Annotated in this window: 19 protein-coding genes; 8 read left to right on the top strand and 11 right to left on the bottom strand. The window is 68.5% G+C overall.

Annotated features, from left to right (window positions below; translation table 11 throughout):
- The coding region (locus FHR96_RS06955) for an aldehyde dehydrogenase family protein (protein WP_183386927.1) at positions 1–804 on the top strand (804 nt) is incomplete at its 5' end.
- A gap of 9 nt (positions 805–813) precedes the next feature.
- Positions 814–1974, top strand: coding sequence for a fumarylacetoacetate hydrolase family protein (locus tag FHR96_RS06950; RefSeq protein ID WP_183386926.1), 1161 nt, complete (start codon positions 814–816; stop codon positions 1972–1974).
- A gap of 88 nt (positions 1975–2062) precedes the next feature.
- On the opposite strand, the gene FHR96_RS06945 is transcribed toward FHR96_RS06950, so the two are convergent.
- Together FHR96_RS06945 and FHR96_RS06940 are read right to left on the bottom strand one after the other, a co-directional pair.
- The gene (locus tag FHR96_RS06945; protein WP_183386925.1) at positions 2063–3469 is read right to left on the bottom strand and encodes an APC family permease; all 1407 of its coding nucleotides are present in this window, start codon (positions 3467–3469) and stop codon (positions 2063–2065) included.
- Between the two features lie 120 nt (positions 3470–3589).
- The gene (locus FHR96_RS06940) at positions 3590–5002 is read right to left on the bottom strand and encodes an aminotransferase (protein ID WP_183386924.1); all 1413 of its coding nucleotides are present in this window, start codon (positions 5000–5002) and stop codon (positions 3590–3592) included.
- Positions 5003–5071: 69 nt separating this feature from the next.
- Here FHR96_RS06940 and FHR96_RS06935 point away from each other — a divergent pair, with 69 nt between their 5' ends.
- Together FHR96_RS06935 and FHR96_RS06930 are read left to right on the top strand one after the other, a co-directional pair.
- A complete protein-coding gene (locus FHR96_RS06935; protein WP_246392830.1) occupies positions 5072–5968 on the top strand; it encodes a helix-turn-helix transcriptional regulator in 897 nt (298 codons plus the stop codon).
- A 50-nt stretch (positions 5969–6018) separates the two neighbouring features.
- Positions 6019–6393: a translation initiation factor Sui1 gene (locus FHR96_RS06930; protein ID WP_183386922.1), complete on the top strand. Its 375-nt coding sequence runs from the start codon at positions 6019–6021 to the stop codon at positions 6391–6393.
- Here FHR96_RS06930 and FHR96_RS06925 read toward each other — a convergent pair.
- Positions 6374–7216: an NAD-dependent protein deacetylase gene (locus FHR96_RS06925; protein ID WP_246392828.1), complete on the bottom strand. Its 843-nt coding sequence runs from the start codon at positions 7214–7216 to the stop codon at positions 6374–6376. The two genes, FHR96_RS06930 and FHR96_RS06925, sit on opposite strands and share 20 nt — an antisense overlap.
- 140 nt (positions 7217–7356) lie before the next feature.
- On the opposite strand from FHR96_RS06925, the gene FHR96_RS06920 reads away from it, so the two are divergent.
- On the top strand, positions 7357–8235 hold the full coding sequence (locus tag FHR96_RS06920; protein ID WP_183386920.1) for a nuclease-related domain-containing protein: 879 nt from the start codon (positions 7357–7359) through the stop codon (positions 8233–8235).
- 277 nt (positions 8236–8512) lie between these two features.
- Here FHR96_RS06920 and FHR96_RS06915 read toward each other — a convergent pair whose 3' ends face one another.
- Entirely contained in the window at positions 8513–9277 is a 765-nt protein-coding gene (locus FHR96_RS06915; protein WP_343066345.1) for a ribonuclease T2 family protein, read from the bottom strand.
- A 44-nt stretch (positions 9278–9321) separates the two neighbouring features.
- The gene (locus FHR96_RS06910; RefSeq protein ID WP_183386919.1) at positions 9322–10506 is read right to left on the bottom strand and encodes a permease; all 1185 of its coding nucleotides are present in this window, start codon (positions 10504–10506) and stop codon (positions 9322–9324) included.
- A 150-nt stretch (positions 10507–10656) separates the two neighbouring features.
- Here FHR96_RS06910 and FHR96_RS06905 point away from each other — a divergent pair, with 150 nt between their 5' ends.
- Positions 10657–11466 carry an ATP-grasp domain-containing protein gene (locus FHR96_RS06905; RefSeq protein ID WP_183386918.1) on the top strand — a complete coding sequence of 270 codons (810 nt, stop codon included), beginning with the start codon at positions 10657–10659 and terminating at the stop codon, positions 11464–11466.
- Between the two features lie 9 nt (positions 11467–11475).
- On the opposite strand, the gene FHR96_RS06900 is transcribed toward FHR96_RS06905, so the two are convergent.
- The 6 genes from FHR96_RS06900 to FHR96_RS06875 form a co-directional block, all read right to left on the bottom strand.
- Positions 11476–12813: a deoxyguanosinetriphosphate triphosphohydrolase gene (locus FHR96_RS06900; RefSeq protein WP_183386917.1), complete on the bottom strand. Its 1338-nt coding sequence runs from the start codon at positions 12811–12813 to the stop codon at positions 11476–11478.
- A 72-nt stretch (positions 12814–12885) separates the two neighbouring features.
- Complete coding sequence (locus tag FHR96_RS06895) at positions 12886–14382, bottom strand: tripartite tricarboxylate transporter permease (protein ID WP_183386916.1); 1497 nt, start codon at positions 14380–14382, stop codon at positions 12886–12888.
- Between the two features lie 9 nt (positions 14383–14391).
- Positions 14392–14856 (bottom strand): tripartite tricarboxylate transporter TctB family protein, encoded by a 465-nt coding sequence (locus FHR96_RS06890; protein ID WP_183386915.1) that lies wholly within the window; start codon positions 14854–14856, stop codon positions 14392–14394.
- The gene (locus FHR96_RS06885; RefSeq protein WP_183386914.1) at positions 14853–15851 is read right to left on the bottom strand and encodes a Bug family tripartite tricarboxylate transporter substrate binding protein; all 999 of its coding nucleotides are present in this window, start codon (positions 15849–15851) and stop codon (positions 14853–14855) included. The genes FHR96_RS06890 and FHR96_RS06885 overlap by 4 nt, the downstream gene beginning before the upstream one ends.
- A 51-nt stretch (positions 15852–15902) precedes the next feature.
- A complete protein-coding gene (locus FHR96_RS06880) occupies positions 15903–17075 on the bottom strand; it encodes a CaiB/BaiF CoA transferase family protein (RefSeq protein WP_246392826.1) in 1173 nt (390 codons plus the stop codon).
- Between the two features lie 35 nt (positions 17076–17110).
- The gene (locus FHR96_RS06875; protein ID WP_183386912.1) at positions 17111–18070 is read right to left on the bottom strand and encodes a hydroxymethylglutaryl-CoA lyase; all 960 of its coding nucleotides are present in this window, start codon (positions 18068–18070) and stop codon (positions 17111–17113) included.
- Positions 18071–18407: 337 nt separating this feature from the next.
- On the opposite strand from FHR96_RS06875, the gene FHR96_RS06870 reads away from it, so the two are divergent.
- Complete coding sequence (locus FHR96_RS06870) at positions 18408–19994, top strand: peptide MFS transporter (protein WP_183386911.1); 1587 nt, start codon at positions 18408–18410, stop codon at positions 19992–19994.
- A 2-nt stretch (positions 19995–19996) separates the two neighbouring features.
- Positions 19997–21814, top strand: coding sequence for an aminopeptidase P family protein (locus tag FHR96_RS06865; protein WP_183386910.1), 1818 nt, complete (start codon positions 19997–19999; stop codon positions 21812–21814).
- The last annotated feature ends 360 nt before the right edge of the window (positions 21815–22174 follow it).

Here is a 22174-nt window from a genome sequence, read left to right as displayed (position 1 = left end):
CCGATCCCGGTCTACGCCGAGATGAGCTCGATCAACCCGGTGTTCCTGCTGCCGGAAGCGCTGAACAATCGCGGCAAGGATCTCGGCGAGGCCTTCGTCGGCTCGCTGAACATGGGCGCCGGCCAGTTCTGCACCAATCCCGGCCTGGTCATCGCCGTGAAGGGCGAGGCGCTCGACGCCTTCGTGGCGTCCGCCGGCGAGGCGGTGAAGGCTTCCGCGGCCCAGACCATGCTGACCCCGGGCATCCATGACGCCTACGTGCAGGGCGTCGACGGCCTCATGCAAAGCAGCAAGGCCCGCGAGGTCGCCCGCGGCGCCGCCGGCGAGGGCCCCAACGCCTGCCAGAGCGGGCTGTTCGTGGCCGCCGCCGAGGACTTCCTGTCCGACGAGGCCCTGCAGGCCGAGGTCTTCGGCGCCACCTCGCTGGCGGTCGAGTGCGCCGACCTCGACGAGGTCAAGCGCGTGGCGGAATCCCTGGAAGGCCAGCTCACCGCCACCCTGCAGATGGACGACGCCGACCTGGACGCCGCCCGTGCGCTGCTGCCGACCCTGGAGCGCCGCGCCGGCCGGGTGATGGCCAACGGCTGGCCGACCGGCGTCGAGGTGTGCCATGCGATGGTCCACGGCGGCCCCTACCCGGCCACCTCCGACGCGCGCACCACCTCGGTGGGCAGCGCGGCGATCCATCGCTTCCTGCGCCCGGTGTGCTACCAGAACCTGCCCCAGGGCCTGTTGCCCGAGGCCATCCGCGACGGCAACCCGGCCGGCGTCCGCCGCCTGGTAGACGGTAAGCGCGAAGACTGAGGAGGCGTTATGTCCGATAGCATGACCTTCGCCCTGCCCGATGACGACCGCGCCCTGCTGGTCGGCCGGGTCTGGCGCGATGCGCCCCACCCGGGCCCGGCCCTGGTCGTCGTCCGCGACGGCCGGGTGGTCGACATCAGCGCGAACGTCGCCTGCATGGCCGACCTGCTCGAGCGCGACGATACGGCCGCGCTGGTGGCCACGGCCCAGGGCGAGGACCTCGGCCCGGTCGAGGAACTGCTGGCGCGTTCGCTGGCCGAGACGCCCGAGGCGCCCTACCTGCTCGCGCCCTGCGACGTCCAGGCGATCAAGGCCTGCGGCGTGACCTTCGCGGTCAGCCTGATGGAGCGGGTGATCGAGGAGCAGGCCGGCGGCGATCCGGCCCGCGCCAGCGAGCTGCGCGAGGAGCTCAGGCAGGTGATCGGCGGCGACCTGTCGAAGATCGTGCCCGGCTCCGAGGCGGCCATGGCGCTCAAGGCCGAGCTCCAGGCCCGCGGCGCCTGGTCCCAGTACATGGAGGTCGGCATCGGGCCGGACGCCGAGGTGTTCACCAAGGCCCAGCCGCTGTCGGCGGTGGGCTTCGGCCGCGGCGTGGGCCTGCATCCGGCCTCCGAGTGGAACAACCCGGAGCCGGAGATCGTGCTGGCGGTGGACGCCGCCGGCCGGGCCCGCGGGGCGACGCTCGGCAACGACGTCAACCTGCGCGACGTGGAAGGGCGCAGCGCCCTGCTGCTGGGCAAGGCCAAGGACAACAACGCGTCCTGCGCCATCGGCCCCTTCATCCGCCTGTTCGACGACGGCTTCACCCTGGACACGGTGCGCGAGGCCACGGTGTCGCTGCGCATCGAGGGCGCCGACGACGACTTCGTGCTGGAGGACTCCAGCGACATGCGCCAGATCAGCCGCGACCCGCTGGAGCTGGTGCGCCAGACCCTCGGCGCGCACCACCAGTATCCGGACGGCTTCATGCTGTTCCTGGGCACCATGTTCTCGCCGATCCAGGACCGCGACGGCGCCGGTCAGGGCTTCACCCACCATCTGGGCGACGTGGTGACCATCGCCACGCCCTCGCTCGGCGCGCTGGTCAACCGCGTCGACCGCTCGGACCGGCTGCCGCCCTGGACCTACGGCATCCGCCAGTGGATGGCGGATATGGCCCGGCGGCGCTAGCGTCTTCGGTATTTCCTCGACGCATCCAAAAGGGGCGGCCCCACCAGGCCGCCCCTCTCGTTCCCTGATATGTCGGCGGCGCCAAGCCTCAGCCTGGCACGGCCGGCTGCGCCGCGGGCCGACGACGCCGCTTTTGCCGCCGCCCGAGGCCGATCATGACCTCGCCGATCGCCAGGGCCAGAAACACGCCGGCGAGGATCTTGCCCGCATAGTCCCAGTCCATCGGCTCGCCGGGGGTCACCACGAACAGTACGATCCCGGCGACCACGTGCAGCCCGACCACCGCGGCCCACAGGCAGGCCAGGCGATTGCCCAGCGGCAGGCGGAAGGGCCGCGGGGCGTCGCTGCTCAGACGCAGCTTGATGAAGGCCAGGCACATCAGCACGTAGGGCATCATGAAGATCATCGCGAAGATCGACAGCAGGGTCCAGAACAGGCCCTCGGCGGTATCGGCCACCAGGCCGTAGACCAGCATCACCAGGATGCTCACCGTGGAGGCGATCAGCGCCGAGCCCACCGGCGTGTCATGGCGCGGGTGCACGATGCCGAACGCCCGAGGGAATTCCCCGGCGTGGGCCGCCTCCACCGCGGCGCGGTTGGTGCCCATGCTCCAGGTCACCATGTTGGTGAAGAAGGTGAAGAGCACGAAGCCGCCCACCAGGTTGGCGAGCAGGCCGCCCCAGCCCTCGTGGCCGTACATGTTGAACAGCGACTCGGCGAAGATGGTGGTGACATCGGTCTGGTCGGTGGGCACCGCGGCCAGCACCCCGACGGTGCCCAGCACGTTGAAGGCGGCGATCAGCAGTCCCGAGGCCAGCACGGCCCGGGGGATGTCGCGACGCGGCGCGACCATCTCGGCGGCGCTGCAGCAGGCAAGCTCGGTGCCCATGATGCCGTAGACCATCACGCCCAGGGCGGCGATGGCCGCCGGTGAGGCAGGCAGGATGCCATCCAGGGTGAAGGGGTTGGCGAAGCCTTCGTGGAACCCGTAGCGCAGGCCGCCCACCAGCAGCACCAGCACCGAGATCAGCTTCAACACCGCCCCCAGGTTGGGCAGCCACTTGCCGATGCGCAGGCTAGCGCTGGTACACAGCGACGTCACCAGCGCCAGGCTGCAGCCGATGAAGATCTGCAGCCACAGGCTCATGCCGGGGAAATAGAAGGCACTGAGCATGCTGGCGAACAGGATATAGACCGAAGGCATCCACAGGGCGTTGTTGACCCAGTACATCCAGGACACCCGGGCGCCCCAGCGGAAACCGAAGGCCAGGCGCACCCAGTGGTAGACGCCGCCATTGCTGGGATAGGCGGTGCCCAGCTCCGAGGTCATCATGGCCATCGGCAGGAACAGCAGCACCAGCACGTAGGCCCACCAGAACAGGCTGCTCGAGCCCAGCGAGGCGGCCAGGGCGATCTGATCCATGAACAGCATCGCCGAAACGGTGTACAGGGTGACGTCGCGGCACCGCAGTACCTTGTTCTTGTTGACTTCCATGAGAAAGACTCCAGCCAGGAGGTAGTTCAGCGTGACGCGCGACTCGGGCGCCGAACGCCCGAGTCGCGAAGCGGGGATGGTCGAGGAGCTCGCGGGGCGGTCATGCCACGCGAGCGGGCCTCACCAGTGCCCGGCGGCGCGCAGGTCCTCGACGGTCTCGAGGATGCTGTCGCGCAGCACGTCGACGATGAAGTCGACCTCCTGGTGGGTCAGGGTCACGGCGGGGGACATGACATTGAGGTGCACGATCGGCCGCACCAGCAGGCCGCGCCGCTCGGCGCGCAGGTGCACCCATTCGCCGATGTTGAGTTCCTCGGGGAACAGCTCGCGGGTGGCCTTGTCGGCGACGAACTCCACGCAGGCCATGAAGCACTTCGCGCGCACCTCGCCGACGATCGGCAGCTCGGCCAGGGTGGCCAGGCGCTCCTCGAAGTAGCGCCCCACCTCGCGGGCCCGCGGCAGCAGCGCCTCGCGCTCGATGATCTCGATGTTCTTCAGCGCCGCGGCGCAGGCCACCGGATGACCGGAGTAGGTGAAGCCGTGGCTGAAGCAGCGCCCGGTACCCGGCTCGGCGATCACCTCCCACAGCCGCTCGGAGAAAATGCAGGCCCCCAGCGGCTGATAGCCGGAGGTCAGGCCCTTGGCGGTGGTGATGATGTCCGGTATCACGCCGAACTCATCCTCGGAGGCGAAGAAGTGGCCGAGCCGGCCGAAGGAGGTCACCACCTCGTCGGAGATGTAGAGGATGTCGTGGCGCCGGCAGACCTCCCACATGCGGCGGTGATAGCCCTCGGGGGGAATGATCACGCCGCCGGAGCCCATGATCGGTTCGGCCAGGAAGGCGCCGATGCGCTCCGCGCCAACCTCGGCGATCCTGGCCTCGAACTCCGCGACCAGGGCCTCGAGGAACTCGGCCTCGCTGCGGCCCTGGGCCTCGCGATAGGGATAGGGGCAGCTCAGGTGGTGGATGCCATCGGAGAGGAAGTCGAACTCCGGCGGGCGGTCGGCCTGCTTGCCGCCCAGCGACATGGTCAGGTAGGTCGAGCCATGGTAGGCGTTGATGCGGGTGATGACCTGCTTCTTCTCGGGCTTGCCGCGGCAGTTCTGGTAGAAGTGCACCAGGCGGATGGCGGTGTCGACCGCGGTGGAGCCGCCGGTGGTCAGGAACACGCGGTTCAGGTCGCCCGGCGCCAGCTCGGCCAGCTTCTCGCTGAGCTCGATGGCCCGGTCGTTGGCCATGTCGCAGAAGGAGTTGGAGTAGGCCAGGCGGCGGGTCTGGTCGGCGATGGCCTCGACCATCTCCTCGCGGCCCAGGCCGATGTTGGTGCACCACATGCCGCCCACGGCATCCAGGTAGCGCTGGCCTTCGGCGTCCTGGATATGGGCCCCTTCGCCGTCGACGATGGTCAGCGAGCCCTGCTCGCGATGGTCGTCGAAGACATGGTAGCCGTGCATGTAGTGCGCCTTGTCGGCGTCGATGAGGCGGGCGCTGTCGAATTTGGAAAAACGTTTCGATTCGGTGATATTGGTCATACGCATCCTGACGGCGGCAAAGAGTGGCGGCAGTATAGGCAGCCCCCCGATGCCGCCCCCATACCCCAATTGGGTGGGTCGCCGGCGGCGCCTCGCGTCGTCACCCCGCCCCGGAGTCCAACCATCGCGACGCCACCGCCCCGCACCATCCCGCAGACGCCACCGCCGACTCTATCGCTGGCCGCGCTCGAAGGCTGGCACCGAGCCCTGGCCGAGGCCCATGCCCAGTGCCGACAGCCGGGCTTCACCGAAGCCCTGATCGCGGCCATCGACCGCCTGGTGCCCACCGAATCGGCGCTGGTGATCCTCGAGGACGCCCGCCAGGCGCCCCGGCTGCTGTACCAGCGCGGCATCCCGCCCGAGGGCCGCGACCGGATCCTCGGCCGCTACTTCTCCCGCGGCTACCTGCTCGATCCTTTCTGCCTGGCCGTCGACCAGGGCCTAGGCGAAGGCTTCCACCATCTGGCCGAGATCGCCCCCGACGACTTCTTCCGCAGCGAATACTACCGGGTCTATTACCTGGAGGCCGGCTCGGTGGAGGACTGCTACTTCCTGCTCGACCTGGCGCCGGGGCAGCGCATCTCCCTCTGCCTCTACCACGGCCTGAGCGCCGCGCCCTTCACGCGACATGAGCTGGACACCCTGCGCGCCCTGGCGCCCATGGTGCTCGCCCTGGGGCACCAGCACTGGCAGACCGCCGACACGCCGCCGACCGACGCCTCGCCGAACCCGCTCACCGATCGACTGCGCGGCGCCTTCCAGCGCTTCGGCGCCGATCGGCTCACCGAGCGCGAGCAGCAGGTGTGCCGGCTGCTGCTGCGCGGCCACTCGGCCAAGTCCAGCGCCCGGGAGCTGGGCATCTCCCCGGAGACGGTGCGCATGCACCGCAAGAACCTCTACGCCAAGTTCGCGGTGAGCTCCCAGGCCGAGCTGTTCGCGATCTTCATCGACTGGATCGACCGCTGAGCCTCCCCGCTTTATCATCGGCACCACATCCGCATCGTCCAGGAGGCCCCATGGCATCCCTGCAGGACCAGCTGCGCGGCCTGGTCTACTCCACCGAACACGGCGACACCTGCCCCGACTGTCGCCAGCCGATCGCCGACTGCCGCTGCGCCGAGGCCGCCGAGGAAGATCGCCTGGCGAGCCTGGACGGCATCGTCCGGCTGCGCCGCGAGACCAAGGGGCGCAAGGGCAAGGGCGTGACCCTGGTCGAGGGCGTGCCGCTCAAGGCCGACGAGCTCAAGGTCCTGGCCAAGGAGCTCAAGAAGCGCTGCGGCACCGGCGGCGCCCTCAAGGACGGCGTGATCGAGATCCAGGGCGACCAGCGCGAGGTGCTCAAGGGCGAGCTGGAAAAACGAGGCTATAAGGTCAAGCTGGCCGGCGGCTAGTTTCCTCCAGCGCCTCGACCAGCGCGGTCAGCCCCGCCTCGGCGCCGGCCGCGACCTTGAGCGTAAAGAGATCGTCGGCGCGGGTGCGCCCCAGGTTGAGGCAGGCCAGCGGCTTGCCGACCCGGGCGGCCTCGCGGGCGAAGCGGAAGCCCGAATAGACCATCAGCGACGAACCCACCACCAGCAGCCCATCGGCCTCGGCCACCAGCGCGAAGGCCTCATCCACCCGCACCCGCGGCACGCTGTCGCCGAAGAACACCACGTCGGGCTTCCAGATGCCGTCGCCGCAGCGCGTGCAATCCGGCACCCGGAAACCGGCGAAGTCCGCTTCCAGGTCGGCGTCGCCGTCCGGGCCGGCTCGGGCACCGCTATCGAGCCACTGGGGATTGCGGCTGGCCAGCTCGGCGTGCAGGTCGTAGCGCATGCGCGTCGCCCCGCAGCCCATGCAGCGCACCAGGTCGGCGCGGCCGTGCAGCTCGATCACCCGCCGCGAGCCGGCCCGCCGATGCAGGCCATCGACGTTCTGGGTGATGATGCCAGCCACCCGACCCGCGGCCTCGAGCCGAGCCAGGGCCCGGTGGGCGGCGTTGGGACGCGCCTCCTGCAGGGCGCGAAAACCGATCAACGCCCGTGCCCAGTAGCGCTGGCGAGCGGCGTGACTGCCCATGAACACCCGATGCTGCATGGGCGGCGAGCGCTTCCAGTCGCCGCTGTCGTCGCGATAGTCGGGGATGCCACTGGCGGTGCTGACCCCGGCCCCGGTCAGCACAGCAAGACGCGGCGTACGGGCCACGAAGTCCACTAATGCCTCAATGTCGCTCATCTCACTTTTCATGCCTCGCCACTCACCACTCACCACTCACCACTCACCACTCACCACTCACCACTCAACGAACCGAGCATGGCCCCGGGGGCACAAGGTTGTCTAGAATGGGCAGGATCTCCCACGGGCAAGGACCCCCGATGGCCTGGTTGGAATACCTGCTTCCCCTCATCTTCCTGTTCCCTCTGGCGGCGACCGCGGTAATCGTGGTGGGCCTGCGCAACCTGCATGATGCCCGAGTCAGCTCGCCCTTCGACGCTCACCCGCTGCGCGAGCCCGGACAGTCGCTGCGCGACCGCCTGGACCGCGCCTTCGCCAGCCTGTTCCTCAACGGTGCCCTGGGCCCCATCGTGATCATGGTCCCGCTGGTCTACGGCATGGGCCGCATGCTGTTCGCCAGCGAGCAGAACTGGCTGGAGTGGACGCTTTACGGAGCCCTCTCCACGGCACTGATGCTGGTATTCTGCTTCCGCCTGATCCGCGACTTCCAGCGCATCCGCCGCCTCAAGCTGGGCCTGGCTTGCGAACTGGCGGTCGGCCAGGAGCTCGAACGGCTGATCCGTCCCGAGTCGCATCCCTACTTCGTCTTCCACGACGTGCCCGGCGCCGACGACACCCTCGATCACGTGGCGATCACGCCCTACGGGGTCTTCGTCATCGAGACATGGGCACGCAGCCCGGCGGTGCGCCCCTCCGGCGAAGAGGACAACCGGGTCACCGTAGAGCGCGAGCGGCTGCGTTTCCCCGGCTGGTTCGAACGCGGTCCGCTGCGCGACACGCGTCGCTCGGTGCGCTGGCTGACCGTGTGGCTGGAAAAGGAGCTGGGCCGAGCGGTGCCGGTGAAGGGCGTACTGGCTCTGCCAGGCTGGCAGATCGAGGACGCCGAGGCCGCCGACGACCTGCTGGTGGTCAGCGGCGACGCCCTGGCCGACCGGCTTCCCGAGCAGCGCCTGGCCACGCTCGACGACGCCACCCACGACGCGGTGATCGCCGCCATTCATCGCCGCGCCCCGCGGTGATCACTGCCCCATCGACCTACATCGCCACGCCCCGCGGTGATCGCCGGCCCGCACTCGCATCGCCGCGCCCCGCGGTGATCGCCGGCCCGCACTCGCATCGCCGCGCCCCGCGGTGATCGCCGGCCCACACTCGCATCGCCGCGCCCCGCGGTGATCACTGCCCCATCGACCTACATCGCCACGCCCCGCGGTGATCGCCGGCCCACACTGGCATCGCCACGCCCCGCGGTGATCGCCGGCCCACTCTCGCATCGCCGCGCCTCGCTGACGACGGCCTCTAGTCGAAGCCCGCAATTCTCACTCGGGACGCGCAGCGTCCCCGGTCGAGCCGCACCAGGCTGTCGGCGGCCGGGAAGCGATCGAGGGCATCGGCATCGATGCCGATGCGAACCTCGGTGAGTAGGCGATTGCCGCGCCCGCGGCACTCCAGGCGCAAGGCACGCCCGGTATCGTCCCCGAAGGCGGCCTCGAAGGCCCCGATCAGCGCATTGCGCCCCACCTCGCCGCCACGATGCACGGCCACGAAGTCGCCGAAGGCACTGTCGTTGATCGCCTCGAGCAACCCCAGCGAGGTGGCGAACAGCGCCTCGGCGGGCAGCGCCAGGCAGGCCGCGTGCTTGGCATACTGGTAGCGATCCAGGCAGCTCGCGCGTCCCGGCATGGCCCGGTCCAACCGCTCGCCCAAGGCCTCGGGCAATGCCAGCGGCGCATGGGACCGGCAGAAGCCGCCGTCCGGCCGCGGCGTCTCGAGGAAGCAGCCTTTCCGCCACCAGTCGCGGCGCGTCACGCCTTGCTCACGGAGGTCATCCGGCAGCGAGGCCCAGAGCCCATGCAGCACGAAGCCATCGTCGGTGCCTCGTCGCAGGCGCGGCTCGCGGCACTCACGGGGCGGGCGAGAACGGCTGGCGCAGAAGCCGGGGTGCCAGGTCAGCGCCAGGGTATAGTGGTCGACCCCTTCGACGTCGAGCGGCGATGCCGCTCGGGCCGGCGAAGAGAGCAAGGACAGGACCAGCCAGCCGCAGAGCAGCCCCAGCAGAAGCACTATTGCGGGCCGGTGGCACGCTCGTTCAGCCCACGTCAGGCGGTTCAATGGCAGTGCCCTCCCCCTTGGCGGCGTCCCCACAGGAAGGCACCCAGTGCCAGCGGAATGGCGATGACGTTGAGCAGGGTGACGTAGTTCCAGCCGAAGACATCGCGCCCCAGGCTGACCTCGCGCGGTCCCTCGGGAAGCCATCCCAGGGCGGCGAAGCCGTAGTCCAGGCACAGCGCCGTGACGATGGCACCGAGGAAGAACACCAGCGCCATCCAGCCGGCCGCCTTCCAGCCATAGTAGCGGCGGTAGACGGAGAGCATCGGCAGGGTGATCAGGTCGGAGAGGATGAAGGCGATCACCCCGCCGAACGAGATGCCGCCCTTCCACAGCACCGCGGCGAGCACGATGTTGCCGACCGAACAGACGAAGGCCAGCACGGCGACGATGCTGCCCGCCACGGCGTTCCACAGCAGCACGCCGAAGTCTGGGTCGCCGCCCTCGGTGAGGAACAGCGCCTGCCAGGCCGACTGGGGCACCAGCACCGAGAGCACCGCCGCCACGGTCACGCCGATCAGGATGTCCTTGCCGACCATGGTCACGTCCATGTGAAAGTGCCCCGCCGCCGTGCGCAGCCGCCGCCAGGTGCCGCTCTCGGCATGGCCAGCATCGTGGTCGTGGTCGTGGTCGTGGTCGTGGTCGTGGTCGTGGTCGTGGTCGTGGTCGTGGTCGTGGTCGTGGTCGTGGTCGTGGTCGTGGTCGTCATGATGGTGATGCTCATGGCCGCCGCCGCCCTCGCGGCCGGCGTTCTCGCGCGCGGCGTCGATCACCGCCTGGGGCACCAGCAGCTTGACCAGGCCCGCCATCACCAGAATGAAGATCAGCCCACCGACCAGCTCGCCGAGCACGAAGGCCAGCCCCAGCAGCGAGAACAGCACGATCAGGATCTCGAACACCAGGTTGGTGCTGGCGACCATGAAGGCCATGGCATTGGCCCAGGCCGCGCCCTTCATGATCAGGGTCCGCGCCATGCTCGCCGCGGCGTAGGAGCAGCTAGACGACAGCGCACCGACCCCGGTGGCCAGCGACAGCGAGGCGGGATTCACTTCGCCCAGCTTGTCACCGACCAGCGAGGCCGGCACCCAGGCGCGGATCACCCCCGACAGCAGGAAGCCCAGCGAAAGCCCCCAGAAGATTTCCCAGACCATCCCGGCCCAGGACGAGATCAGTTCGACGATCATCGTGCCTCCTTCCGCTCCATGGCTTTGCCCGCATCAGCATAAACCCCGGGGCAACCCCAGGCTCAAGCGACACGCATCGATAACGCTTGCCAGAACCGCGACGGCGGACAATAATCCTTCGCCTTCGCAGGAGATGCCCTTTTCATCGCCATGAAACTCATCACGTTCGACGTTTTTCGCACCCTCGGCATTCCCGGGGTGCGCTATATCAAGCCGGAGCGCATGTACGACCACCTGGAGGAGATCCGCCAGGCGGACTGGCTGCTGTTCCCCGAATACTGGCAGGTCAACGCCCTGGTCTACGGCCTGGGCGCGCGGATCTTCCCGAGCCTTTCCAGCTATCACCTGGGCCATGACAAGGTCCAGCAGACACGCGCCTTCCTGGCGCTGTGCCCGAAGCACGTACCGCCCACCGAGATCCGCGGCACCTCCGCCGCCGCCCTGGAAGAGGTCGAGGCGCGCTTCGGCTACCCCTTCATCGCCAAGCGCATCAAGAGCGCCATGGGTGAAGGCGTGCGGCTGATCGAGTCGCGCCAGGCGCTGCTCGATCACGTCGCCGAGGAGCCGGTGCTGTATGCGCAAGCGCGCCTGCCCGTCGACCGCGACCTGCGCATCGTGGTGGTCGGCGGCGAGGTGCTCACCGCCTACTGGCGCGTCACACCGCTGGGCGGCTACCGTGCCAACGTCAGCCAGGGCGGGCGCATCGACCATGCGGCCATTCCCGAGGCGGCCATCGACCTGGCCCTGCACCTGGCCCGCAGGCTCGGCATCGACCACGCCGGCTTCGATATCGCCATGGTCGACGGTCATCCCTACGTGTTCGAGTTCAACCGGCTGTTCGGCAATCAGGGCATCGCCGACAGCAGCAAGCGCATCGGCGCGGCCATCCAGCGCGTGCTGGGCCTGGGCGACGATGATCGCGACCCGGACGGGGAGCCGCCGCTGCAGCTGACGGCATGAGCGTCGGGCTCAGTCGCCCTTGAGGCGGCCTCCCATCTCCTGGGCCAGATCCACGGCGTAGTGGTCGGTCATGCCGCCGATGAAATCGAGCATGCGCCGGTAGCTGTCGTAGAGCGACCATGAAGGCAGCGGGGTGTTCTCGCCGATCAGTGCCAGCACCCGCTGGTGCTTGAAGGTGGAACGTCCGGTGTGATGCAGCTCGTGGGCGGCGCCGATAAAGGCCTCCAGCAGGATTCCCAGCGTCGTATGCGCGCCGATTTCCAGCTTGGCCTTGCGCTCGTTGCGGAAGATGCGCTCGCGGGCCAGCTGCTTGGCCGCCTTCACCCCCCAGTCCAGGTCCGGATGACACAGCTCGAGCAGGTCGTCGCGCAGCCGCCCGCCGAGCAGCTCGGCCTCGTGCTGCACGAACACCGAGGCCACCTCGGTCACCGCCCGCTCCATGGCCGCCCCGCGCAGCGCGGCGACGCGGCGACGCTGGGAGACGCCCTGGCGCTGCATGGACGGGAAATCGCCCGGCTCGCCGCCGGCGATCTGGGTCAGCACCTCGGCCACCTCGTCGAAGCCGAGGATGCCCATCTCCAGGCCGTCCTCCAGATCGAGCAGCGCGTAGCAGATGTCATCGGCGGCCTCGACCAGCCAGGCCAGCGGATGGCGGCTCCAGCGGTTGTCGCCCTGTGGCAGCAGCCCCAGGCGCTCGGCCACCTCGGCCAGCAGGTGGGCCTCGCTCTGGTAGCAGCCGAACTTGCCGGCGGCCCCGCCGTGCTCGACGGTCCAGGGATACTTGAGCAGGGTGCCGAGCGTCGCCGCGGTCAGGCGCATGCCGCCGCGAAACTGGTTGTATTCGATCTGGGTGACGATGCGAAAGCCCTGGGCGTTGCCCTCGTAGGTCAGCAGGTCGGCACGCTCGGCGACAGAAAGCTCGTCCAGCAAGCCGCTGCCGTCACCCTCGGCGCGCTTGAACCAGTCGCGAATGGCGTACTCGCCGGCATGGCCGAAAGGCGGGTTGCCGATATCGTGGCCCAGGCACGCGGCCTGGACGATCACTCCCAGGTCGGCCGGGGTGATCCAGGCCGGCATCCGGTGGCGCAGCTCCTCGCCGACGCTCATGCCCAGCGAGCGGCCTACGCAGCCCACTTCCAGCGAGTGGGTCAAGCGGGTGTGGATATGATCGTTGTCGGTGAGCGGATGCACCTGGGTCTTGCGCCCCAGGCGGCGGAAGGAGCCGGCGAAGACGATGCGATCGTGATCCTTGTGGAAGGGGCTGCGGCCAACCTCGTCGCGGGCCACCCCGCGTCGGTCGTGGAGCCGGGCCGGATCGAGCAGCCGCTCCCAGGTCATCTGCGTCATGGGCATTCCTCCTTGAGGATCCCATTCTGGCACCGGGAGACGACTCGCCCAAGCGGCCGCAGCGCTTTTCGTTCACTCCAGTCGCTGCTTGACCAGCCACGCATAGATCAAGCCGGCAACCAGCAGGGTAATGGCGAACAGGTAGATGCCGATGGAGATGCCGCTGCTCCACAGGATGCTCCAGTCGCCGCCGGTGATCGCCATCGCACGTCGCAGGTTGAACTCCATCTGGCCGCCCAGCAGCAGGCCGAGCACCACCGGCACCGTGGGGATCTCGAGCTTGCGTAGTACGTAGCCGAGCACGCCGAAGGCCAGCATCATGTAGAGGTCGAAGGGGCTGTTGTTGAGCGAATAGACCCCCACGAAGGCCACCAGCACCACCATCGGCATCAGGAACCACGACGGTGCCTGCAGCACCTTGGCGAACAGCCCCACCAGCGGGATGTTGAGCACCAGCAGCATGACATTGCCGATGAACAGCGCCGCCACCAGCCCCCAGACCATCTCCGGCTGCTGTTCGAAGAGCAGCGGCCCCGGCGTGATGTTCATCGACAGCAGCAGCGCCAGCAGGATCGCGGTGGTACCGCTCCCCGGGATGCCCAGCGACAGCATGGGGATCAAGGCACCACCGGCGGCGGCGTTGTTGCCGGACTCCGGCGCCGCCACCCCGCGGGGATCCCCGCTTCCGAAGCGTCCCTTGCTTCCCCACCATCGCTTCTCCAGCACGTAGGAGAGGAAGCTGCCGAGCGAGGCCCCCGCCCCCGGCAGCACGCCGGCGATGAAACCGATCACCGAGCCGCGCCCGATGGTCGAGGCGCAGCTCAGCGATTGCCGCATGCCCGGCACGGCCGAGCCGAGCTGCATGGGAGCGACACGCTGATGCTGGTCGCGCTCCAGAAACAGCAGGCACTCGGAGATCGCAAACAGTCCGATCAATGCCACCAGATAGTCGATCCCGTCATACAGCTCGTACCAGCCGAAGGTGTAACGGGCCACGCTGCTGACAGGATCGATGCCCACCGTGCCCAGCAGCAGGCCCAGGCAGGCTGCGATGAAGCTCTTGGTAAAGCTGCCGGAGGTCACGCCGCCGATCGTGGCGAAGGCCAGCATGAACAGGGCGAAGTACTCGGCGGGGCCAAAGCGGATCGCCACCGTGACCAGCAGGGGGGCGAACAGCGTCAGCCCGATGGTGGCGATGGTCGCCCCGACGAAGGACGCCACGGCGGACAGCCCCAGCGCCTCGCCGCCGCGGCCGGCGCGCGCCATCGGATAGCCGTCGAGGGTCGTCATCATCGCCGGCTCGTCGCCGGGGATGTTGAGCACGATGGAGCTGATACGCCCACCGTACATGCAGCCGTAGTAGACGCTGACCAGCAGGATCAGCGCCGCGGTGGGCGCCAGACCGAAATTGAACGCCAGCGGGATCATCAAGGCCACGCCATTCACCGGGCCCAGCCCCGGCAAGGCCCCGACCAGGGTGCCGACGGTACAGCCGATCAGCGCCAGCAGCAGATGCTCGGGCTGCAGCGCCACGGCAAACCCGTGCATGAGGGAATCGAATATTTCCATGGCGGAACGCTACACACTCCAACCGGGCATGTCGGGCAAGGGAATGCCCAGGGCAAACTCGAACAGCACGAAGAGCGCCAGGCCCAGCAGCACGCCGTAAGGCAGGGCCTGGCGCCAGCGGGCCCCGAACAGGCGCATCAGCAGCACGGTGGCCAACAGGGTCGCGGGCACGAAGCCCAGCGGCTCGAGCACGGCGCCGTAGCAGCCCAGCAACAGCAGCATGCCGAGCTGGCGAACCAGCGCCGCCTGCCCCGGCCAGCGCTGATTGATGCCGGGGCGGGCGATCAGATACAGCGCCAGAACGCCCAGCGGCACGCTGACCAGCCGGGGGAAGACCCCCGGCCCCACCGGCTGCATGAAGCCGGTGACGAAGGTATGGGAATGCCACCAAGCGCCCAGCGCCAATAGCGCCAGCACCGCCCCGGCGATCCGATCGCCGAGGGCGGCATGGCTCACCGAGGCGTCATCGCTCACTGGATGACCCCGATCTCCCGGGAGATGGCCTCGACGCTATCGATCGACTCGCGCACGAAGTCACTGAACTCGTCGCCGCCGCGCCACAGCGGCACCAGGCCGTTCTGCGCCGCCACCTCCTTCCACTCGTCGCTCTGGTAGAGGGTATGCAGGGTGTCGACCATGGCGGCGTAATCGTCGTCCGACACCTCGCCGCCGGTATAGAAGCCGCGCCAGTTGTAGCCGGTCACGTCATAGCCCTGCGAGACGGCCGTCGGCAGTTCGTCGAAGGGCTCGGGCAGCGGCTCCTCGGAGAGCACCGCCAGGGCCCGCACGTCGCCGGATTCGATGAAGCCGGCGATCTCGCCCAGGTCGGTGGAGACCGCATCCACGTGGCCGCCCATCATCTGGGTCACGGCCGGGCCGCCGCCGTCGAACTGCACCCAGCGCAGCGCGCCGATGCGATCGCCCGGCAGCCCCGCCGCCTTGGCCAGCATCAGCGCCCGGATGTGGTCCCAGCCACCGGCGCCGCTGGAGCCGGCCATGACCACCGAGGTGGGATCCTCGACGATGGCCTGGAGCAGCTGATCGAGAGTCTGGTAGGGGCTGTCCGCATCGACCAGAATCACGCCCACGTCGGTGCCGAGCATTCCCAGCCAGCGCATGGTGTCGGCATCGCCCGGATAGCGCCCTTGGGCGATCTGGGTCATGCCCACGGTGCTGGTGGCCACCATCAGGTTGCTGTCGTCAGCGCGCTTGCCGGCGACGTTGGAGAATGCCACGGCGCCCACGCCCCCCGGCATGTTGGTCACCTGGACGTTTCCTTCGACCAGGTCCAGGTCATGCAGCAGTTTGCCCACCGAACGGCAGGTGAAGTCCCAGCCGCCGCCGGGGTCGGCGGGAGCGATGCACTCGTCGATGGGCAGCGCCTGGCTGGGCAGGCTGACCGCCAGGCCCACGCCCAGCAGGGCGGAAATACCCAGGCGCGGAATGATCTTCGTGGTATTGATCGGCATGTCGTCGCTCCTAGTCCTTATTGTTGTCGCTCGCGTCCCCCGAGAAGGGGATCAGATGATGCCTTTTGCCCGCAGCGTATCGCATTCGGCATCGGCCAGGCCCAGCTCGGCGAGGATCGCCTCGGTGTGCTCGCCCAACTGGGGCACGGGATGGTGTATCGACGCGGGGGCTTCCTGCATCTTCACCGGGAAGCCGGTGGTCGGTACCTTGCCGTAGGCCCCCTGGTCAAGCTCCAGGGTCATTTGCTGGGCCAGGACCTGGGGATCCTCGAAGGTCTCGCGCAGATCGTGAACGCGGCCGCAGGGCACGCCGGCAGCATTGAAGTGCGCAATCCACTCATCCACGCTGCGCGTCTCGATCACCCGGTTGAGGATCTCGCGCAGCGCCTCGCGGTTGTCCATGCGTCGCCGGTTGTCGAGGAAGCGTTCGTCCTCCAGCAGCGACAGCATGTCCAGGGCACCGAGGAAGCGCTCGACCATGATGTCGTTGCTCGGCGCGATGGCCACCTCACCGTCGCTGGCCTGGAACAGGCCATAGGGATAGAGCATGGGATGATCGTTGCCGGTGCGCTTGGGCACCTCGCCGGTAGCGAAATACTCCGCCGCCAGATACCCCATCATGCCGATCAGGCCGTTGGTCAGGGCGGTCTCGACGATCTCGCCCTGGCCGGTGCGCTCGCGGCGCACCAGCGCCGCACTGATGCCGAAGGCCAGGTTCTGGCTGGCCACCATGTCGCTGATCGGCGGCGCGGCACGCATCGGCTCGCCGCCCTCTCGACCGTTCACGCCCATGAAGCCGCTCATCGCCTGGGCGATGAAGTCGTAGGCCGGACGGTCGCGATACGGGCCGCTGGAGCCGAAGCCGTTGATGCGCCCCACCACCAGGTGCGGAAAACGCTCGCGCAGGGTGGCATCGTCGAGCCCCATCCTGGCCATGACACCGGGGCGGAAGTTTTCCACCAGCACGTCGGCATCTTCCAGCAGCCGATTGAGGATCGCCTTGCCTTCCTCCTGGCGCAGGTCGAGGGTCAGGGAGCGCTTGTTGCGATTGAACTGGGCGAAGTACCAGCTGAAGCCGTTCACCATGTTGCCCTGGGAGCGCACGATGTCGCCGCGCCCGGGAGGTTCGACCTTGATCACCTCGGCCCCGTGGTCGCCGAGCATCTGGGTGCAGAAGGGCCCGGAGATCACCCGGGTCAGATCGATGACGCGAATTCCCTGCAAGGAACCCGTCGTGTGAGACGCAGAATCCGGCATGCTCATCCTCGTGCAGTGGGTACGGCGGAACAATCGCTGAGCGTCAGGCGCGCTCCGGCCTTGGACACCTGGCCCGGCAGATCGCGCCCCATCAGCCGAGTCGCGACCCTCGCCGCCTCGATCATCCGCGCGAGGTCGATGCCCGAGTCGATGCCCATTTCATCCAGCAGATAGACCAGATCCTCGCTGGCGATGTTGCCCGATGCCCCGGGCGCGAACGGACAGCCGCCGAGCCCGCCGATGGAGCTCTCGTAGCGGTCCACTCCCAGGGCCAGTCCCTGCATGACGTTGGCAAGCCCGATACCGCGGGTGTTGTGGAAGTGCAGGGTAGGTGCGATCTGCGGAGCCACCTCGCGTAGATGGCGAATGCGCTCGGTAACCAGCGGCGGCGTGGCCATGCCAGTCGTGTCGCCGAGTGATACATGGCGAACGCCGAGGTCGGCAAAACGCCGGGCGATCCGCCCCACGGCGGCCACCTCGACATCTCCCTCGAAGGGGCAGCCGAAACTGGTGGCGATCGCCCCGCGCAGCTCGACCTCGCTACCCTCCAGCAGCCTCGCCACCTCCTCGAACCCTGCCAGGGAGGCGTCCACGGTGCGATTCACGTTCTTGGCGTTATGGGTTTCCGAAGCCGAGACGAACATCACTACCGCATCGATGCCGGCTTCCAGCGCCCGCTCGGCGCCACGCCGGTTGGGCACCAGCGCCGACAGATGAACGCCGTCGAGGCCACGTAGTTCGGCCACCAGCTCGCCGGCATCGGCCAGCGCCGGCACGGCCCGGGGGCTGACGAACGACGTGATCTCGAAGGCGTTGACGCCCGCCGCCACCAGTGCGTGGATCAGCTCGAGTTTCTCGGCGGTGGTCAGCACCACCGGCTCGTTCTGCAACCCATCCCGAGGCCCCACCTCGGTGACATGGACTCGCGAAGGCTGGCGCTCGAAACCATCGAGAGTGGACATGGCAGCGGCCTCCTTTCCGGGTTACGGGCACGTCGATGCGACGTCGGATCACTATAGGCAGCGCCAGGAAGCGCTCAAATTAGCCTTTTGTTGATGAAAGGACCCCGATGATGGGGCGGGCAGGCTTACAGGATCGCGTCATCTTCTTGGGTCGAGGCCGCGCAGGCATTTCGCCGTCTAACAAAAAACCATAGAATCGTCCGCCGCAACCGCGCCAAGCAGAAAAAAATTCAGCAAAAAACGATATTGCCAGCGATGTCATCTGACACATGACACCTGCTGCCTCTCGCCCGGCGCGAGCAACAACGCCACAAGCTACTCACAAGGCAGACGTTTCATGACTTCCACCCACGACGCCTCCGCGTCCCGACGGGATCGCGGCTTCTTCGGCCATCCTCGCCCCCTCGGGCCGCTGTTCTTCACCGAGATGTGGGAACGCTTCTCCTACTACGGCATCCGCCCGATGCTGGTGTTGTTCATCGCCGCCTCACTGATCGACGGCGGCCTTGGCTTCGACGAGAAGACCGCTGCCGCCATCGTCGGCCTCTACGCCGGCGCCATCTATCTCGCCGCCCTGCCCGGCGGCTGGCTGGCCGACAACTGGCTCGGCCAGCGCCGCGCGGTGTGGTACGGCTCGGTGTTGATCGCGCTTGGCCACCTGAGCATCGCACTTTCGGCGCTGCTCGGGGCGCCAGCCTTCTTCGTCGGCCTGATCCTGATCGTGCTCGGCTCGGGGCTGTTCAAGACCTGCATCTCGGTGATGGTAGGCAGCCTCTACGACGAGGGTGACGTGCGCCGCGACGGCGGCTTCGCCATCTTCTACATGGGCATCAACCTCGGCGCCCTGCTGGCTCCATTGATGAGCGGCGTGCTGATGGAGACCTGGGGCTGGCACTGGGGCTTCGGCATCGGCGGGCTCGGCATGCTGGTCGCGCTGTTGATCTTCCGCCTGTGGGCGGTGCCGGCCATGCAGCGCGCCGACATCGAACGCGGTCGCGCCGCCAGCTGGGACGCCCCGGCCCAGCGCCGCCGCCACGTGGGCGCCTGGGTCACCGGCTTCATGGCCCTGCTCGCCGGCCTGGTGGTGCTGGCCACCACCGGCGTCCTCCACATCGACGCCCGAGCCCTCGCCGAGGGCATGACCACGGCGCTGATCGTGGTGGCGCTGGGCTTCTATGCCTACCTGATGCTGTTCAGCGGCCTGAACGGCGACGAACGCGCCCGGGTCACCGTGTGCTTCGTGCTGATCGTCGCCGCCGCCTTCTTCTGGGCGGCCTTCGAGCAGCAGCCCACCTCCTATAACCTGTTCGCCGAGAATTACACCGACCGCGGACTGTTCGGCTGGGAGATTCCCACCGTCTGGTTCCAGTCCCTGAACCCCATCTTCATCGTGCTGCTCGGGCCGCTGTTCGGCTGGCTATGGCCGGCCCTGGGGCGCCGCCGCCTGGAACCCGGCAGCCCGATGAAGTTCGTGTTCGGCCTGCTGCTGGCCGCCTGCGGCTTCGGCCTGATGGTGCTGGCCGCCCAGCGCGTGCTCAGCGGCACGGGGCTGGTCTCGCCGCTGTGGATCATCGCCAGCATGCTGCTGCTGACGCTGGGCGAGCTGTGCCTGTCGCCGGTGGGGCTATCCACCATGTCCGGTCTCTCTCCGCGGCGCACCCAAGGCCAGTTGATGGGCCTGTGGTTCACCGGCTCGGCGCTCGGCAACCTGGTCGCGGGCCTGATCGGCGGCCACGTCAATCCCGAGGAAGTCCAGCAGTTGCCGGAGCTGTTCGGCCGCTCGGCCATCGCCCTGGTGATCTTCGCCGCGGTGCTGCTGTTGCTCGTCCCGGTGTTCAAGCGCATGCTCGGACACCATCGCCTCATCGACCCGGCCGCCGCCCATCGCGCGCGCGCCGACGCCACCTACCAGACGGGAGCCTGAGCATGACCTCATCCAGTGCCGACACCGCACGCCAACGCCTCAACGCCCTGCGTGAGGCCATGCGCGAGCATGCCATCGATGCCTGGTGGCTGCCCTCCTCCGACCCGCACAACTCCGAGTACCTGCCCGAGCACTGGGCCGGCCGCGCCTGGCTGTCGGGCTTCGACGGCTCGGTGGGCACCCTGGTCATCACCCAGGACGCCGCCGGCGTGTGGGTCGATAGCCGCTACTGGGTGCAAGCCGAAGAACAGCTGGCGGGCAGCGGCATCGCGCTGATGAAGCTGCAGCCCGGCCAGCCCGACGCACCGATGCGCTGGCTCGCCGAACAGCTCGGCGAGAACGCGACCCTGGGATTCGACGCCGACGTGGTGTCGCTGGCCAACGCCCGTCGCCTCGAGGCCCATCTGGCCCCGGCAGGCATTCGCCTGCGCGGCGACATGGACCTGCTCGATGCCATCTGGCCGGAACGCCCGGCGCTGCCCGAGGCGCCGCTCTACGCACACCCGGCCGCCTACCTCGACGAGACTCGCAGCGAGCGGCTGGCTCGGGTCCGCCAGGCCATGGCCGAGCACGGCGCCGACTGGCACCCCATCTCGACCCTGGACGACATCGCCTGGCTGACTCAGCTGCGCGGCGCCGACGTCGAGTTCAATCCGGTGTTCCTCTCCCACCTGCTGGTAGGCCGCGACGCCGCTACGCTGTTCGTCGCGCCGGGCAAACTCGACGATGCCCTGACGGCGGCGCTGGCCGAGGATGGCATCGCGGTAGCCGACTACGCCGACTGGCATCGCCGCCTCAATACGCTTCCGGGCGAGGCCCGCGTGCTGATCGACCCGGCCAAGCTGACCCTGGGCACCCGTCAGGCGCTGCCCGAAGGCGCGCACCTGGCCGAGGCCTACCAGCCCAGCACCCTGGCCAAGGGCTGCAAGAGCGATGCCGACCTGGCCCACGTACGCGAGGCCATGGAAGAAGACGGCGCCGCGCTGTGCGAGTTCTTCGCCTGGCTCGAGGCGGCGCTCGAACGCGGCGAGACGGTCACCGAGCTGACCGTGGACGAGAAGCTCACCGCCGCCCGCGCCCGTCGCCCCGGCTTCGTCAGCCGCAGCTTCGGCACCATCGCCGCCTACAACGCCAACGGTGCGCTGCCCCACTACCACGCCACGCAGGAGGCCCACGCCACCATCGCCGGCAACGGCCTGCTGCTGATCGACTCCGGCGGCCAGTACCACGGCGGCACCACCGACATCACCCGGGTGGTGCCGGTGGGCGAAATCACCGACGCCCACCGCGAGGACTACACCCGAGTGCTCAAGGGCACCATCGCCCTGTCCCGGGCCCAGTTCCCGCTGGGCATCCCCTCGCCGCACCTGGATGCCATCGCCCGCGCCCCGCTGTGGGCCAGCGGCCGCGACTACGGCCACGGCACCGGCCACGGCGTGGGCTACTTCCTCAACGTCCACGAGGGCCCGCAGGTGATCGCCTGGTACGCGCCGGCAGCGCCGCACACCGCCATGCAGCCGGGGATGATCACCTCCATCGAGCCCGGCGTGTATCGCCCGGGTCAGTGGGGCATCCGCATCGAGAACCTGGCCGCCAACCGCCCCGCCGAGGCCAGCGAGTTCGGCGACTTCCTGCGCTTCGAGACGCTGACCCTGTGCCCCATCGATAGCCGACCCATCGACGCCGACCTGCTCGACCCCGCCGAGGCCGACTGGCTCGACGCCTACCACGCCGAGGTCCGCAGCCGGCTCGCACCCAAGCTCGAGGGCGATGCCCTGGCCTGGCTCGAGAAGCGCACCCAGCCGCTCGCCCGCGGCTGAGCGGGGTGTAGCGTTACCATTGAACTAAAGCCAATATAAGAGAGGGGCGCCGACTCGGTCGGCGCCCCTCTTTATTTGGACTCTTCGCACCTTGGCATGAAGGCCATGGTGGACTGGGCAGTGGCTTCACGCTGATCTGCGAAGAGCCTTGATTTGGGATCTTCGCACCTTGGCATCAAGACCATGGTGGGAGCGCAGCTCGCTGCGCGATACGCCGCGTCAGCGGCGGCAACAGCATCACCCTCGGCGGATACCGCCAGACGCCTGCGGCGCCCTTCGCCGATGCGTCGGACCGGCTCTGCAGAGCGCTGCTACCATGCCAAACTGGGCTGGGCAGCGGCTTCACGCTGATCTGCGAAG

This window comes from Halomonas organivorans (assembly GCF_014192055.1).
Lineage (GTDB): Bacteria > Pseudomonadota > Gammaproteobacteria > Pseudomonadales > Halomonadaceae > Halomonas > Halomonas organivorans.
Note: the sequence above shows the minus strand (reverse complement) of the source record. Positions and strands in the feature narration are given on the sequence as shown.